The organism is Streptococcus sp. HN38, assembly GCF_028335765.1.
GTDB lineage: Bacteria > Bacillota > Bacilli > Lactobacillales > Streptococcaceae > Streptococcus > Streptococcus suis_P.
The window spans coordinates 2,101,319-2,116,648 of record NZ_CP116604.1 but is presented as its reverse complement, the minus strand read 5'-3'; the positions used below and the strand labels follow the sequence as shown (position 1 = coordinate 2,116,648).

At 42.9% G+C, this 15,330-nt stretch carries 14 protein-coding genes; 11 read left to right on the top strand and 3 right to left on the bottom strand.

Annotation, left to right across the window (positions count from 1 at the left end; all coding sequences use genetic code 11):
* The first annotated feature begins 19 nt into the window (after window positions 1-19).
* The 3 genes from ilvA (at window position 20) to PHA78_RS10270 (ending at window position 2,477) form a co-directional block, all read left to right on the top strand.
* Entirely contained in the window at window positions 20-1,270 is a 1,251-nt protein-coding gene (gene ilvA / locus PHA78_RS10280) for a threonine ammonia-lyase IlvA (protein WP_024379209.1), read from the top strand.
* A gap of 9 nt (window positions 1,271-1,279) precedes the next feature.
* Window positions 1,280-2,182: an SPFH domain-containing protein gene (locus PHA78_RS10275; RefSeq protein ID WP_002942264.1), complete on the top strand. Its 903-nt coding sequence runs from the start codon at window positions 1,280-1,282 to the stop codon at window positions 2,180-2,182.
* 85 nt (window positions 2,183-2,267) lie between these two features.
* Window positions 2,268-2,477 carry a capsule biosynthesis transcriptional regulator gene (locus PHA78_RS10270; RefSeq protein WP_009910800.1) on the top strand — a complete coding sequence of 70 codons (210 nt, stop codon included), beginning with the start codon at window positions 2,268-2,270 and terminating at the stop codon, window positions 2,475-2,477.
* A gap of 126 nt (window positions 2,478-2,603) precedes the next feature.
* Here the strand turns inward: PHA78_RS10270 and PHA78_RS10265 are convergent, their stop codons facing one another.
* The gene (locus tag PHA78_RS10265; RefSeq protein WP_012775335.1) at window positions 2,604-3,347 is read right to left on the bottom strand and encodes an amino acid ABC transporter ATP-binding protein; all 744 of its coding nucleotides are present in this window, start codon (window positions 3,345-3,347) and stop codon (window positions 2,604-2,606) included.
* Entirely contained in the window at window positions 3,340-4,905 is a 1,566-nt protein-coding gene (locus PHA78_RS10260) for an ABC transporter substrate-binding protein/permease (RefSeq protein WP_172020106.1), read from the bottom strand. The genes PHA78_RS10265 and PHA78_RS10260 overlap by 8 nt, the downstream gene beginning before the upstream one ends.
* A gap of 122 nt (window positions 4,906-5,027) precedes the next feature.
* Between PHA78_RS10260 and PHA78_RS10255 the strand changes: the two genes are divergently transcribed.
* From PHA78_RS10255 to sufB, 8 genes are all read left to right on the top strand, one after another.
* Window positions 5,028-5,867 (top strand): undecaprenyl-diphosphate phosphatase, encoded by an 840-nt coding sequence (locus PHA78_RS10255; protein WP_024377889.1) that lies wholly within the window; start codon window positions 5,028-5,030, stop codon window positions 5,865-5,867.
* A gap of 127 nt (window positions 5,868-5,994) precedes the next feature.
* Window positions 5,995-6,717, top strand: coding sequence for an adaptor protein MecA (gene mecA, locus PHA78_RS10250; protein WP_248038977.1), 723 nt, complete (start codon window positions 5,995-5,997; stop codon window positions 6,715-6,717).
* Complete coding sequence (locus PHA78_RS10245) at window positions 6,714-7,886, top strand: glycosyltransferase family 4 protein (protein ID WP_272158119.1); 1,173 nt, start codon at window positions 6,714-6,716, stop codon at window positions 7,884-7,886. Before mecA ends, PHA78_RS10245 begins: the two co-directional genes overlap by 4 nt.
* A gap of 513 nt (window positions 7,887-8,399) precedes the next feature.
* Window positions 8,400-9,173, top strand: a complete 774-nt coding sequence (gene sufC, locus PHA78_RS10240; protein WP_024376584.1) for a Fe-S cluster assembly ATPase SufC — start codon at window positions 8,400-8,402, stop codon at window positions 9,171-9,173.
* 16 nt (window positions 9,174-9,189) lie between these two features.
* A complete protein-coding gene (gene sufD / locus PHA78_RS10235; RefSeq protein WP_024376583.1) occupies window positions 9,190-10,452 on the top strand; it encodes a Fe-S cluster assembly protein SufD in 1,263 nt (420 codons plus the stop codon).
* Window position 10,453: 1 nt separating this feature from the next.
* The gene (locus tag PHA78_RS10230) at window positions 10,454-11,680 is read left to right on the top strand and encodes a cysteine desulfurase (protein WP_161947177.1); all 1,227 of its coding nucleotides are present in this window, start codon (window positions 10,454-10,456) and stop codon (window positions 11,678-11,680) included.
* The gene (sufU, locus tag PHA78_RS10225) at window positions 11,667-12,107 is read left to right on the top strand and encodes a Fe-S cluster assembly sulfur transfer protein SufU (protein ID WP_099806687.1); all 441 of its coding nucleotides are present in this window, start codon (window positions 11,667-11,669) and stop codon (window positions 12,105-12,107) included. The genes PHA78_RS10230 and sufU overlap by 14 nt, the downstream gene beginning before the upstream one ends.
* Before the next feature lie 349 nt (window positions 12,108-12,456).
* Window positions 12,457-13,872 (top strand): Fe-S cluster assembly protein SufB, encoded by a 1,416-nt coding sequence (gene sufB, locus PHA78_RS10220; RefSeq protein ID WP_272158118.1) that lies wholly within the window; start codon window positions 12,457-12,459, stop codon window positions 13,870-13,872.
* A 184-nt stretch (window positions 13,873-14,056) separates the two neighbouring features.
* On the opposite strand, the gene pbp3 is transcribed toward sufB, so the two are convergent.
* Entirely contained in the window at window positions 14,057-15,298 is a 1,242-nt protein-coding gene (gene pbp3, locus PHA78_RS10215) for a D-alanyl-D-alanine carboxypeptidase PBP3 (RefSeq protein ID WP_024397659.1), read from the bottom strand.
* Window positions 15,299-15,330 lie beyond the last annotated feature (32 nt).

Here is a 15,330-nt window from a genome sequence, read left to right as displayed (position 1 = left end):
GAAAGAAATTAATGGAACTATGATTACAGCAAAAAATGTAGAACAAGCATACTCCGTTCTTAAGCGCGTGGTAGTACGTACCCCCTTGGATTATAGTCGATACTTGTCGGAAAAATATGGTGCAACTATTTATTTAAAAAGAGAAAATGAACAGCGTGTTCGCTCTTTTAAAATTCGAGGAGCCTATTATGCTATTTCACAATTGACAGATGATGAGAAGTCACGCGGAGTGGTCTGTGCTTCGGCCGGGAACCATGCTCAAGGTGTGGCCTACACCTGTCAGGAAATGCAAATTCCTGCTACGATTTTTATGCCCATTACAACTCCGCAACAAAAAATAGGGCAGGTTAAATTTTTCGGAGGAGACTACGTAGAGATTCGGCTCGTAGGTGATACCTTCGATGAGTCAGCCAAGGCAGCACAAGATTATACTCAGGAAAGTGGGAAAACCTTTATAGACCCATTCGATGATGAAAATGTGCAGGCTGGTCAAGGAACAGTAGCCTATGAAATCTTGGAAGAAGCGGAAGAGCAAACCATTAGTTTTGACCAAATTTTAGTTCCCATAGGAGGAGGTGGTCTGGTTGCAGGCGTTTCGGCTTATCTGAAAGAACATGCACCTGAAATTAAGATTGTTGGTGTTGAAGCAAGTGGGGCACGGTCAATGAAAGCGGCTTTTGATAAAGGTCGTCCGGTTAAATTAGACCAAATTGATAAGTTTGCTGACGGTATTGCGGTACAGAAAGTCGGTAAGTCGACCTACGAAGTGGCTCGTAAATACGTAGATCGCCTGATTGGTGTGGATGAAGGATGGATTTCTGGGACTATTTTAGACCTCTATTCTAAGCTGGGTATTGTTGCTGAGCCAGCAGGAGCAGCAACGATTGCAGCTCTTGAGGTAGTCAAGGACCAAATCAAGGGGCAAACCATTTGTTGTATCATTTCTGGTGGTAATAACGACATCAACAGGATGCCGGAAATGGAGGAACGTGCGCTTATCTACGAGGGAATTAAACACTACTTTGTTGTTAATTTTCCACAACGTCCAGGGGCTCTTCGTGAATTTGTAAATGAAATTCTAGGGCCAAATGATGATATTACTCGTTTTGAATATATCAAACGTGCCAATAAGGGAACAGGACCGGTTCTAATCGGTATTGCCCTAGGAGATAAAAAAGATTATGCGCAGTTTATTTCTCGCTTGGAAGAATTTGATCCTCAGTACATCAATCTTCATGAAAATGATTCGCTTTATAAAATGCTAGTTTAGGAGGTCATTATGGTGCTTGGTCCAATTGTTTTTATTGGTAGTTTCTTGTTTTTTGTACTGATTGCTTTGATTTTGATTGCTTCAGGGCTATACGTTGTTAAGCAGCAGACGGTCGCTATTATTGAGCGCTTTGGGAAATACCAAAAAACATCTACTTCAGGTATAAACTTTAAAATACCATTTGGAGTCGATGTCATCGCAGCCCGCATTCAATTGCGGATGTTGCAAAGTGAAATTGTGGTAGAAACCAAGACGCAGGATAACGTTTTTGTCACAATGAATGTGGCAACTCAATATCGAGTAAATGAAAATAATGTGACGGATGCCTATTACAAGCTCATGCACCCAGAAGCACAGATTAAGTCCTATATTGAAGATGCCCTGCGTTCATCTGTGCCTAAATTGACCCTGGATGAGCTCTTCGAGAAAAAGGATGAGATTGCACTTGAGGTACAAAAACAAGTAGCAGAAGAAATGTCAACCTATGGTTATGTTATTGTCAAAACCTTAATTACCAAGGTAGAGCCAGACGCCGAGGTTAAACAATCTATGAATGAAATTAACGCAGCTCAGCGGAAACGGGTTGCGGCCCAAGAATTGGCAGAAGCCGATAAGATAAAAATAGTTACTGCTGCTGAAGCGGAAGCTGAAAAGGATCGCTTGCATGGTGTAGGTATTGCACAACAACGTAAGGCGATTGTAGATGGACTGGCAGATTCGATTCGTGAACTGAAAGAATCAAATGTTAGCCTATCTGAAGAGCAGATTATGTCTATCTTGCTGACCAACCAATACTTGGATACTCTCAATAATTTTGCACAAGGAGGTAATCAAACTATCTTCCTTCCAGGGAATCCGGAGGGGGTCGAAGACATAAGGACGCAAATACTATCATCACTTAGAGCAAAATGATGGTAAAAACCGAACAATTTACTTGACAAAATAGGTTTAACTGTATTATACTTAATTGCACGAATAAAAAGGAAAGGGGTTTCTCATGACAAGTTACGAAAAAGTTGCCGCAGTTGTTGGCTGGGTTCGTGAAAAGAAAATCACAGGTTACCGTATCAGTAAGGAAACAAATGCTCGTGAAATGTCAGTTATCGCTCTTGCACAAGGTCGCGCTAAGATTGACAATATTTCATTTGCAACTGCCTTGGGTTTGATTGATTTTTACGACAAAAACCACAAGAAATTTGAAAACTAATCTAAATGGTTTCATTTAGAGATGTCCAAAAAGGGGGGGAATTCTACGAATTCCTCTTTTTTAGTCTAAAAAAACTTACCAGCTTTGCAACTGGTAAGTAATAGTCTTCTATGGAACAGATTGAGTTTATCCAAGAAAACGCTGAAGGAATTCACGTGTGCGTTCTTCCTGTGGATTTTCAAAGATTTGTTGAGGACTGCCTTCTTCGGCGATGACACCCTTATCCATAAAGATAACGCGGTCAGATACGTCACGGGCAAATTCCATTTCGTGAGTTACGATAAGCATCGTCAATCCTGATTTTGCCAAATCTTGCATGGTTTTGAGAACTTCCCCAACCATCTCTGGATCGAGAGCAGAAGTCGGCTCATCAAAGAGGATAACTTCTGGGTCAACAGATAGGGCGCGTGCAATGGCCACACGTTGTTTCTGTCCACCAGAGAGTTGACTCGGTTTGGCTTGCCAGTACTGTTCGGTCATGCCAACCTTGTTGAGGTTTTCCTTGGCGATTTTCTCTGCCTCAGCTCGATCTCGTTTCAGTACCGTAGTTTGTGCTACAATGGCATTTTCCAATACATTTAGATTGTTGAAAAGGTTGAAGGATTGGAATACCATACCTAGTTTTTCACGGTAAGTCGTCAAATCATATCCTTTAGCCAAAACATCTTGTCCGTGGTATAGAATCTGTCCTTCTGTTGGTGTTTCCAAAAGGTTGATAGAGCGGAGGAAGGTTGATTTTCCCGAACCAGATGAACCGATGATTGAGATAACCTCGCCCTTTTCAACGCTAATAGAGATGTCTTTGAGGACTTGATTTTGTCCGTATGATTTCTTTAGATTTTTGATTTCAAGAATTACATTTTTAGTCATGTGGCACCTCGACTTGCATTTGGTTTGCACCTGTTGTGTATGTATCTGTATCAAAATGCTTTTCAACTGCGCGTAAGATACGTGTCACAGTAAAGGTTAGGATGAAGTAGATAATAGCAATAACCGTAAAGGTTTGGAAATATTGATAGGTTTGGGTTGCGACAGTATTTCCTGAGAAATAGAGTTCAACAACTGAGATAACGTTCAATACAGAAGTATCTTTGATATTGATGACAAATTCATTACCAGTCGCTGGTAAGATGTTACGAATAACCTGTGGAAGGACAATCTTACGCATGGTCTGATTGTGGGTAAATCCGAGAGCAGTAGCAGCTTCAAATTGGCCCTTATCGACGGCAAAGATACCACCGCGGACAATCTCACTCATGTAGGCACCTGTGTTGATGGATACAATGAAGATAGCGGCAAGTGTGCGGTCAAGATTGAGTCCGAATGCTTGGGCGGTACCATAGTAAATAACCATGGATTGTACAATCATCGGCGTACCACGGAAAATTTCGATGTAGATATTGATAATCCAACCGAGCACTTTTTGACCAATAGCAAGTGCCTTGTTTGCTGCTTTTGGAGCTGTACGGAAGACACCGATGAGGAGGCCGATAGCAGTACCGATAATTGTACCGAGGATGGAAATGAGTAATGTCATCCCAGTTCCACGCAGAAGTTGTTGCCAGTTGTTAACAACAATATTCCAAACTTGGGCGAAGAAACTAGGTGTTTCGCCCTCGCTGGCTTCTTCAACGGGCTGGTTTTCAATCATATCATCCATAAGTGCGATTTGCTCTTCTTCTGAAATAGTTGCTAAGACTTCGTTGACCTGAGTGATACGATCGTCATCTTTGCGCATACCGACAGCAATGGTCACGTCTTCGGCATTGGTTTCAAAACTGTCTGCCAATTCAACCATTTTGAAAGCTTTATTTGCAGCTTCTGCTGTACGACCTTCTGGACGTTCAGAAACATAGGCGTCTATAATGCCAGATTCTAAAGCTTGACGGATTTGGGAGAAATCTCCCATGGCAGTCTGTTTGTTAGCCCCTTCAATTTGATCAATCAAATCATAGAGGTAAACCCCTTGCTGGGCAGTGATTTTTGCGCCAGCAAAATCTTCCAAGCTGGTTGCATTTGCGTACTGACTATCAGAACGAACAACCAGGGTAGGAATTGAAGTGTAGTAGCTATCTGAGAAGGCGATTTCTTTCTTGCGCTCTTCTGTCGGGCTCATACCGGCGATAATCATATCGATTTTACCAGATGTAAGAGCAGGGACCAAGCCTTCCCACTTGGTTTTAACAATCAAGAGTTCTTTGTCCATGGATGCAGCGATTTTTTTTGCAACCTGAACATCATATCCGTTGGCAAATTGATTGGTTCCCTCAATAGGAACGGCACCGTTGCTATCATCTTCTTGGGTCCAGTTAAATGGTGCATAGGCAGCTTCCATACCGACCCGCAGGTATTCGTCTGCCCGAACCCCTGTTGTTACAGAAAAAACAGCGATTAGGGTCAGCAGAAATATACTGAGTTTACGTTTCATAATGTCTCCTTTAAAATGCTATTACACCATTTTATTAAAAATTCTGACAAATTTCAATATCCTTGAACTATCATTGTGTTATTTTTTTATGATATAATATAGAGAATTGAAAAAAGGAGTTTATTATGATTTTGGAATTGTTGAAAGCCATTTTTTTAGGAATCATTGAAGGGGTAACGGAATGGTTGCCAGTCTCTTCGACAGGACATTTAATTTTGGTTCAAGAGTTCGTGAAATTAAACCAAAGTAAGAACTTCCTAGAAATGTTTAATATTGTCATTCAATTAGGAGCAATTCTAGCAGTTATGACTATTTACTTTAAAAAATTGAATCCATTTCAGCCTGGAAAAACCAAGCGTGATATTCAATTGACTTGGCAATTATGGGCCAAGGTTGTCATTGCCTGTATTCCGTCCATCCTAATTGCAGTCCCATTGGATAATTGGTTTGAAGCGCACTTCAATTTTATGGTACCGATTGCGATTGCTTTGATTGTCTACGGTATTGCCTTTATTTGGATTGAAAACCGTAACAGTGGTGTAGAGCCACAGGTGACGGACTTAGCGAAAATGTCTTATAAAACTGCCTTGTTGATTGGGTGTTTCCAGGTCTTAAGCATCGTTCCGGGGACTAGTCGCTCAGGTGCGACCATTCTGGGAGCGATTATTTTGGGAACCAGCCGATCTGTGGCGGCAGATTTTACCTTCTTTCTTGGGATTCCAACCATGTTTGGTTATAGTGGCTTGAAGGCTGTTAAATATTTCTTAGATGGCAATAGCCTGAATATGGAGCAGGTATGGATTTTACTAGTCGCTAGTGTGACGGCTTACTTGGTATCCTTAGTTGTTATTCGTTTCTTGACAGACTTTGTTAAAAAACATGATTTCACGGTTTTTGGTTACTACCGCATCATTTTAGGGGCGATTTTATTGGTTTATGCCTTTATCACATTTTTATTTTAAGAGCAGGGGGACCTGCTTTTCTTTTGTCTTTCGAGCTTGGTTTTAGTATAATGGTGGAAGATATGTATGAGTATTGAAAATGATCAATCAATTTTAAGAAATTGATGAATCAATGAATGAGGTAGTTATGAAAGTAAAGCAAATTAGTGATTCAACCTTGAAAATCACTATAAAATTAGATGATTTGGAAGAGAGAGGAATGGAACTTTCGGACTTTCTCATTCCGCAAGAAAAGACAGAGGAGTTCTTCTATACTGTTTTGGATGAATTGGATTTACCAATGACTTTCCGAGAAAGCGGTATGTTGAGTTTTCGTGTGACTCCGAAGCCAGATCGGGTGGACATCTTTGTTACCAAATCTGATTTGGATCAGAGCTTGAATTTCGATGAATTTACAGATTTTTCGGAACTTGGTGATGTTGCAAGTATGACTCCAGATGAGTTTTTCAAGAGTTTGGAGCAAACCGTTCGTGAGAAAAGCACACCGGATGCAACAGCCGTTCGTCATTTGGAAGAGGTAGAGCAAGAGGAAGAAGCAGATGAAGAGGAGCAGGAGCGCTATATTTACTATATTTTGGAATTTCCAACGATAGAGGATCTGTTTACTTTTGTTGGTACGGTTGATTATCTAGTAGAAGAATCGGAATTATATAAAATGGATGGTCACTACTACTTGACCGTTCTTATCAATGTAGAAAATCGTTCCAAGCAGTATCCAGGCTACATTCTTTCACGAATGTTGGAATTTACCAATGATACTAAGTTGACCAGACCTGCTTTACAAGAACACGGAACTTTGATGCTTCCACTTGCGGCAATCGAGGAGCTTAGGAAGGTTCCGACAGTATGATTCCTTTTGCTCTAAAATACATAATGGTCATTATTACAACCATGGTCATATCAGCCATTGCGACCCCCTTGGTTCGTTTTATGTCCCTGAAGGTTGGAGCAGTCGATAATCCCAATGCACGGCGGATAAATAAGGTGCCCATGCCTTCAGCGGGAGGGCTGGCTATCTTTGTGGCATTTACCATTTCTGTCCTATGGTTTTTACCAGGAATTATTACCCGTGTCAATTACCATGGCACTTACTTGCATTATATCTGGCCCCTGGTCCTAGCATCCAGCATTATCGTTCTTACGGGATTCATTGATGATGTCAAGGAGCTAAAGCCTGCTCCTAAAATGTTTGGTATTCTAGCGGCAGCGACGATCATTTGGATTTTTACGGAATTTCGTTTTGATAGCTTTAAGATTCCTTTTGGAGGACCTTTCCTTCAATTTCCTGTCTGGCTCTCTTTTCTATTAACGGTCCTTTGGATTGTTTCCATTACGAATGCAGTCAACTTGATTGATGGTCTGGATGGTCTGGTTTCGGGAGTATCGATTATTTCCCTGACAACGATGGGAATTGTGTCTTATTTCTTTTTGAATGATAGCAATATTTTTTTAACCTTAACCATCTTTGTTTTGGTTGCGGCGATTGTTGGTTTTTTACCGTATAACTATAATCCCGCCATCATTTATCTTGGCGATACAGGAGCCCTCTTCATCGGGTTTATGATTGGAGTCTTGTCGCTTCAAGGACTGAAAAATTCGACAGCTGTTGCAGTGGTTACTCCGATGATTATTCTTGGAGTGCCTATTACGGATACTGTAGTAGCCATCATTCGTCGAAAATTGTCTGGGCAAAAAATCTATGAAGCAGATAAGATGCATCTGCATCATCGCTTGCTCTCTCTGGGACTTACTCATCGTGGCACAGTATTGGTGATTTACGCCATCTCTTTCTTATTCTCCCTGACCTCTCTTTTGCTCAATGTTTCGAGTCGAATAGGGGGGATTCTCCTATTGGTGACCATGGGACTGGGAATTGAGATTCTCTGTGAATTGATTGGCATCTTTGGTATCAATAGAACTCCATTGCTCAACCTTCTTCGGTTTATTGGTAATAGTAGTTACCGTCAAGAAAAAATCGCAAAGTATAAAAAGTGCTACGAAGAGAAAAAAAGAAAATAAGAATCTTTCTAAACAAGATAAGAGCCGTCAGGCTCTTTTTTTGATATAATATAGTGGATATAGTTAATTAAAATTGTCAGAAAAGACTATTTTATAGATTAACACTCTCTGAAAATCATCATTAACACGAAAAGAGGCTGGGCTCAAGCCCGTACCGCTTCTCAACGTTAGTGTCAACATCTCAGCGCAGTGGTTGATTGTCAGATTTGTTCGTGTTTTACACTCCAAATCTGACAATTACGACTGTTGCGAACAAAGTTCGCTCTATTTCCAACCTCAAAAGGTTCACTGAACCTTTTGAGCTGTGCGGGGGGCGGGAGTGAAACAGTCTGGGAATAGACTGTTTCAGCTCAACAACTTAAAACGAAAAATTGTTGACGAACTCTTCTATGAATGGTCGAGGAATGGTCGAGTTCTCTCCCCACTGTCAAAGTTGAGTCTTATCGGTGTATCTAGTTAGCTTGGTCAGTTAATGTGGTTTTTGAAGAGGACAAAAATGAAAAGGAGCACAGCATGTCAGTATTAGAAATCAAAGACCTTCATGTGGAAATCGAAGGCAAAGAAATCCTAAAAGGCGTTAATTTGACCCTTAAAACAGGTGAAATTGCAGCCATCATGGGACCGAACGGAACAGGGAAATCCACCCTTTCAGCAGCCATCATGGGCAATCCAAGTTACGAAGTGACCCAAGGGGAAGTTCTCTTCGATGGTGTTAATATTTTGGAGTTAGAAGTCGATGAACGTGCCCGTATGGGTCTTTTCTTGGCTATGCAATACCCGTCGGAAATTCCAGGGATCACCAATGCGGAATTTCTTCGTGCCGCTATGAATGCTGGCAAGGAAGACGAAGACAAGATTTCTGTCCGTGATTTCATCACCAAGTTGGATGAAAAAATGGAACTCCTCAACATGAAGGAGGAAATGGCAGAGCGTTACCTCAACGAAGGTTTCTCAGGTGGTGAGAAAAAACGCAATGAAATCCTACAACTGCTCATGTTAGAGCCAACTTTCGCCCTTCTTGATGAGATTGACTCAGGATTGGATATTGATGCCCTTAAAGTCGTGTCAAAAGGAATCAATGCTATGCGTGGTGAAGGCTTCGGTGCCATGATTATTACCCACTACCAACGCTTGCTCAACTACATCACTCCTGATGTTGTCCATGTCATGATGGAAGGTCGTGTCGTGCTTTCAGGCGGACCAGAATTGGCGCAACGCTTGGAAAAAGAAGGATATGTCCAAGTCGCAGCAGAGCTTGGCATCGACTACAAAGAAGATGACATTTAAGTCTTTGGAGGAAGCTATGACCAAAGAAAAGATTCAAGAATTTTCAGCCTTGCAGGCAGAACCGACTTGGTTGACAGACCTGCGCCTTAAGGCTTTTGACAAAATAGCAGAGCTGGACTTGCCGGTTATCGAGAGGGTCAAGTTTCACCGTTGGAACCTTGGTGACGGAAGCCTAGCTACAAATGATGAAATCGGGGCTGTTCCAGATTTTACAGCTATCGGCGACAATCCTATGTTGGTTCAAGTTGGCAGCCAAACGGTTCTAGAACAGTTGCCGGTTGACCTTGTAGAGAAAGGTGTAGTCTTTACAGACTTCGCATCGGCTATGGATGTCATTCCTGATGTCATTGAGAAATACCTCGGTGTAGCAGTTCCATTTGATGAACACAAATTAGCGGCTTACAACACTACCTATTTTAATGCAACAGCTGTCCTCTACGTGCCAGATAATGTTGAAATCGACCAGCCAGTTGAGGCCCTTTTCTACCAAGACAGCACCAGTCCAGTTGCTTTTAATAAACGTGTCCTCATCATCGCTGGAAAAAATGCCAAGCTTAATTATCTAGAACGCTTTGAAAGTCTGGGCGACGGCGCAGCAACGACTTCAGCCAATATTGTTGTGGAAGTAATCGCCCTTGCTGGCAGCCAAATCAAGTTTGCGGCTATTGACCGCCTTGGTAAGCATTTGGATACCTACCTCAACCGTCGCGGCTATCTCGGAAACGATGCAACGATTGACTGGGCGATTGGTCTGCTCAACGAAGGAAATGTGGTTGCCGATTTGGACAGTGAATTAAAAGGAAACGGTAGCCATGCCAACCTCAAAGTTGTCGGACTGTCATCAGGTCGTCAGGTCCAAGGTGTGGATACGCGCGTGACCAACTACGGTCATAATTCTGTAGGTCACATCCTGCAACATGGGGTTATCTTAGAAAGTGGAACCTTGACCTTCAATGGCATCGGACACATTGTCCGCGGTGCTAAAGGTGCGGATGCCCAGCAGGAAAGCCGTGTCCTCATGCTGTCTGACAAGGCTCGCTCCGATGCTAACCCAATTCTCCTTATCGATGAGAATGAGGTCACAGCTGGACACGCAGCCTCAATCGGTCAGGTAGATCCAGAAGATATGTACTACCTTATGAGTCGTGGTCTGGACCGAGCAACAGCTGAACGCTTGGTTGTTCGCGGTTTCCTTGGTGCAGTCATTACAGAAATTCCTGTCAAGGAAGTTCGTGACCAACTGATTGCCGTCATTGAAGAAAAATTAGTAAAGAGATAAGATGATTGATTTTGAACGCATTCGCAAGGATTTTTCAATCCTAGACCAAGTTGTTAACGATGAGCCGCTGGTCTATTTGGACAATGCGGCGACCACTCAAAAACCGCAGCAGGTATTAGATGTGCTGGCGGATTATTACCAGAAGGACAATGCCAATGTCCACCGTGGCGTTCACACCCTTTCGGAACGGGCCACTGCTCGCTATGAGGCGGCTCGGCAGAAGGTGGCAGATTTTATCCAGGCCAAGTCTAGCAAGGAAATCCTCTTCACCAGAGGGACGACCACTGGTCTTAATTGGGTAGCTCAGTTTGCTAGAGAAATTCTCCAGCCAGACCAGGAAGTGATTATCTCGGTCCAAGAGCACCACTCCAATATCATCCCTTGGCAGCAAGCCTGTCAGCAAACAGGTGCCAAGCTCCGCTATGTGACCCTAAAAGACGGCGAGCTAGATATGGACCACCTGCGGTCGCTACTATCTTCCAAGACCAAGTTCGTCTCTCTAGCTCATGTGTCCAATGTCCTAGGTAGCGTGGCTCCTATTGGGGAAATAGCAGAGCTGGTGCATCAAGTCGGTGCCTACTTGGTGGTGGACGGAGCCCAGTCAGTTCCCCACATGGCCGTCAACGTGCAAGAATTAGATGTGGACTTCTATGCCTTTTCAGGTCATAAGATGTTAGGGCCGACAGGAATTGGCGTTCTTTATGGTAAGGAAGAGTTGCTCAATCGCATGTCGCCTGTTGAATTCGGCGGTGAAATGATTGACTTTGTCTATGAGCAGTCAGCCACTTGGAAGGAATTGCCTTGGAAGTTTGAGGCAGGAACGCCCAATATTGCAGGTGCCATTGGTCTGGGAGCGGCCATTGATTACCTGACCGAAATTGGTATGGACGCTATCCAGGCCCACGAGGCAGAACTGGTTGACTACATCTTTCCTAAATTACAGGCTATTCCAGGCTTGACCATTTATGGTAGTCAGGACCTGTCCAAGCGGACGGGAGTTATTGCCTTTAACTTGGACGACTTGCATCCACACGATGTGGCGACCGCTTTGGACTATGAAGGGGTTGCGGTGCGGGCAGGTCACCATTGTGCCCAACCGCTTCTCAGATATTTGCAGGTACCAGCTACTGTGCGAGCAAGTTTTTACATCTACAATACCAAGGCTGACTGTGACAAGTTGGTCGAGGCTTTGATCAAGACAAAGGAGTTTTTTAATGGCCCTATCTAGGTTAGATTCTCTGTATATGGCAGTTGTGTCAGAACACTCCAAGTCGCCTCGTCACCGCGGAAGTTTGGATGGAGTGGAAAAGCTAGAACTCCACAATCCAACCTGTGGCGATGTGATTGAACTATCAGTCAAGATTGAAAAAGATGTGATTACCGATATTGCTTTTGACGGCGTTGGGTGTACCATTTCAACCGCATCAGCTTCTATGATGACTGAAGCAGTCCTTGGCAAAGAAATCAGTCAGATTCAAGAACTAGCCGAAATCTTCTCACAAATGGTCCAAGGGCAAGATGATGAACGTCAAAAGGAACTAGGGGACGCCTCCCTCCTTGCAGGTGTCGCCAAATTTCCTCAACGAATCAAATGTGCCACATTACCGTGGAATGCCCTGAAGAAAGCAATCGAACGCAGTGAGAGTGCTGAATGAAGGATAACTGCGACATGAGCGATTTTGGTCGATAATAGCAAAATCAGCGAATTAGCTCCAAAGGTTTAGGGAACCTTTGGAGGTTGGAAATGAAGCGAACGTAGTTCGTGTCATTGGTAGAAATTGGTTTCGTTTTGCGAAACACGAATATCAAGTTCCAACCAAGTTTAGTGTCTTGAAGAAAGCAATCGAACGAAGTGAAGGTGCTGAATGAGCATGAACAAATAAATAAAAATGAAAATCATACAGAAAGGATTGTTCAGTTTCTGATTGGAATTGAACAGGCCCAGGAAGCTTTGAAGAAAGCGTAACAGCATTCTCATACTTTTTGGGCTTAGTATCTTATATTATGTCAGAAGAAAGAATTGAACCAACCCCGATTGACCTTGGGGAATACAAATTCGGTTTCCATGACGAGAACGTGGAACTAGTGGCTTCAACTGGTAAGGGTTTGAACGAAGAAGTGATTCGTGAAATGTCCCGTATCAAAGGCGAGCCAGAATGGATGTTGGAATTCCGTTTGAAATCCTATGAAACCCTCAAGAAAATGCCCATGCAGACTTGGGGAGCCGACTTGTCTGAACTGGACTTTGATGATATTGTCTATTACCAAAAACCGTCGGATAAACCAGCACGGAGCTGGGACGATGTGCCAGACAAAATCAAAGAAACCTTTGAACGCATCGGTATTCCAGAAGCTGAGCGTGCTTACCTGGCAGGAGCTTCTGCCCAGTACGAATCAGAAGTGGTCTACCACAATATGAAAGAAGAGTACGACAAGCACGGCATTATCTTTACGGATACCGACACGGCTCTTAAAGAACACCCAGAGCTTTTCAAAAAATATTTTGGAAAACTCGTTCCGCCGTCAGATAACAAACTGGCTGCCCTCAACTCAGCGGTTTGGTCAGGGGGCACATTTATCTACGTACCAAAAGGGGTTAAGTTGGATATTCCACTCCAAACCTATTTCCGAATCAACAATGAGGGGACGGGTCAGTTTGAACGCACCCTCATCATCGTAGATGAAGGAGCAAGTGTTCACTACGTGGAAGGCTGTACCGCTCCGACCTACTCAACAGCAAGTCTTCATGCAGCGATTGTAGAAATCATTGCCCATGAAGGTGCCTATATGCGTTACACGACCATTCAAAACTGGTCTGACAACGTCTATAACTTGGTAACCAAACGTGCCCGTGCCGAGAAAAATGCTACAGTTGAGTGGATTGACGGCAACCTTGGTGCCAAGACGACCATGAAATACCCAGCGGTTTATCTAGAAGGTGAAGGGGCTCGTGGAACTATGTTGTCTATTGCCTTTGCCAACAAGGGTCAGGTCCAAGATACCGGTGCCAAGATGATCCACAATGCACCACGGACTTCCTCTTCTATCGTATCCAAATCCATTGCCCGTGGTGGTGGAGAAGTCAACTACCGTGGTCAAGTAACCTTTGCTAAAAACTCAGCCAAGTCCATCAGCCACATCGAGTGTGACACTATTATCATGGATGATATTTCCAAATCAGATACCATTCCATTTAATGAAATCCACAACTCACAAGTGGCCCTCGAACACGAAGCCAAAGTATCAAAAATCTCAGAAGAACAGCTCTATTACCTCATGAGCCGTGGCCTATCCGAATCCGAAGCCACAGAGATGATTGTCATGGGCTTTGTCGAACCATTCACCAAAGAACTCCCAATGGAATACGCAGTCGAACTCAACAGACTGATTGCATATGAGATGGAGGGGAGCGTGGGTTAAGGTAACAATTCGGGGAATTGTTACCTTCCACGCTCGTTGTTTTCTGTAAGAAAACGATATGTAGCTAGGAGTTTCGTAGAAACTCTCTCCAACTCACTCTCCATCCGAGGTAGGAGATAAGGAGTAGCGGATGTCACTCTGCTATAAAAAATAGTATGTCGAAAATCGTTCGACATACTATTTTTTATAATTTTTCATTAACATAGCGGACAAATTGATTCCACCAAGAGAATGGCCAGGACGCTTCTTTCATATCGCTAGGGATAATCATATCGACACTAGCTTGCTCGGAAATATAACCTTTTCCAATGAGATCTTGATCTTTCAGTTGTAGTTTGCCAACCAGGGTCCCTGCTTTGAGGGGAGCATCAATTTCTTTTATATCCGTTGTGAAAGTTGCGGTGGGGACATTATCAGTTTGATTTCGTTGAACAACAGTTAAATCTGCTGCTGCGACAACAGGACTTGTTTCTTTTTCGCCATTGAAAACCTTTATCTTACTATCTTCAAAAGCTTCACCTTTTTTTACTAGCGTAACAAGCGAAAAGTTAGAATAAACATAGTTCATCAAATCATTTGTCGCGACAAATCGATTTTCTGGAGAGGTCAGCCCATCAGTGGCATTCAATACTACTGTGATGATGCGCATACCAGCTTGTTGAGTTGTTGCAAGAAAACTTGAACCTGCTGAGTTTGAGGTCCCTGTTTTTAAGCCGTCAACCCCTCCACGAGCGTGAGTACCATCGCTTAGCATTTGGTTGGTGCTATAGTAAGTGTAGCCACCAAAATCGTAGGCGTTTAGCGAGGTAATGTCGAGTACCTGAGGATAGTCGAGTATCAATCGTCTTGCAATGATAGCAACATCTAGGGCTGAAAACATATTTACATCTTCAGGACTGGAGCCTGGATAAATATTTTCACCCAAGTCGGTATTGTCTAGTCCGGATACATTGACAATCTTTGCGTCGGTAATTCCCCATTCTTGGACTTTTGCTTTCATTCGATCCACGAATGCAGCTTCGCTACCGGCTATTTTTTCTGCCAGAGCAATAATAGCACTATTGGATGATGTGATTAAAGAAGCGTTTAATAGGTCTCTTACTGAATAGGATCGTTCATCTAGGTTGACATTGCTTAATTCTGTATTAGAAGTGAGGCTATAGGGATAATCAGAAATATCTACCATAGTATCTAAAGTGATTTCACCCTTTGCCAGTGCTTCGTAGACCAGGTAAATGCTCAATGTCTTACTGATAGAAGCAATGCTTGCTTTGGTTTCGGCATCTTGCTCATACAAGATTTTGCCGCTACTTACTTCAACTGCGATAGCATGCTTGGCTGCAACAGAAAAATCTTCTGCCAAAATAGGTGTGGAAGTGAAAAAAAGAGCAATAACTGTAGTGAGTGTTAGTAAAAATTTACGCATAATCATTCCTTTGGCTGTTATTTTATTCTATT

Excerpts from the sequence above, each read along its gene's own strand:
- ilvA (WP_024379209.1), top strand. The coding sequence starts at position 20 with ATGATTACAGCAAAAAATGTAGAACAAGCATACTCCGTTCTTAAGCGC.
- PHA78_RS10275 (WP_002942264.1), top strand. The coding sequence starts at position 1,280 with ATGGTGCTTGGTCCAATTGTTTTTATTGGTAGTTTCTTGTTTTTTGTA.
- PHA78_RS10270 (WP_009910800.1), top strand. The coding sequence starts at position 2,268 with ATGACAAGTTACGAAAAAGTTGCCGCAGTTGTTGGCTGGGTTCGTGAA.
- PHA78_RS10265 (WP_012775335.1), bottom strand. The coding sequence starts at position 3,347 with ATGACTAAAAATGTAATTCTTGAAATCAAAAATCTAAAGAAATCATAC.
- PHA78_RS10260 (WP_172020106.1), bottom strand. The coding sequence starts at position 4,905 with ATGAAACGTAAACTCAGTATATTTCTGCTGACCCTAATCGCTGTTTTT.
- mecA (WP_248038977.1), top strand. The coding sequence starts at position 5,995 with ATGAAAGTAAAGCAAATTAGTGATTCAACCTTGAAAATCACTATAAAA.
- PHA78_RS10245 (WP_272158119.1), top strand. The coding sequence starts at position 6,714 with ATGATTCCTTTTGCTCTAAAATACATAATGGTCATTATTACAACCATG.
- sufC (WP_024376584.1), top strand. The coding sequence starts at position 8,400 with ATGTCAGTATTAGAAATCAAAGACCTTCATGTGGAAATCGAAGGCAAA.
- sufD (WP_024376583.1), top strand. The coding sequence starts at position 9,190 with ATGACCAAAGAAAAGATTCAAGAATTTTCAGCCTTGCAGGCAGAACCG.
- PHA78_RS10230 (WP_161947177.1), top strand. The coding sequence starts at position 10,454 with ATGATTGATTTTGAACGCATTCGCAAGGATTTTTCAATCCTAGACCAA.
- sufU (WP_099806687.1), top strand. The coding sequence starts at position 11,667 with ATGGCCCTATCTAGGTTAGATTCTCTGTATATGGCAGTTGTGTCAGAA.
- sufB (WP_272158118.1), top strand. The coding sequence starts at position 12,457 with ATGTCAGAAGAAAGAATTGAACCAACCCCGATTGACCTTGGGGAATAC.
- pbp3 (WP_024397659.1), bottom strand. The coding sequence starts at position 15,298 with ATGCGTAAATTTTTACTAACACTCACTACAGTTATTGCTCTTTTTTTC.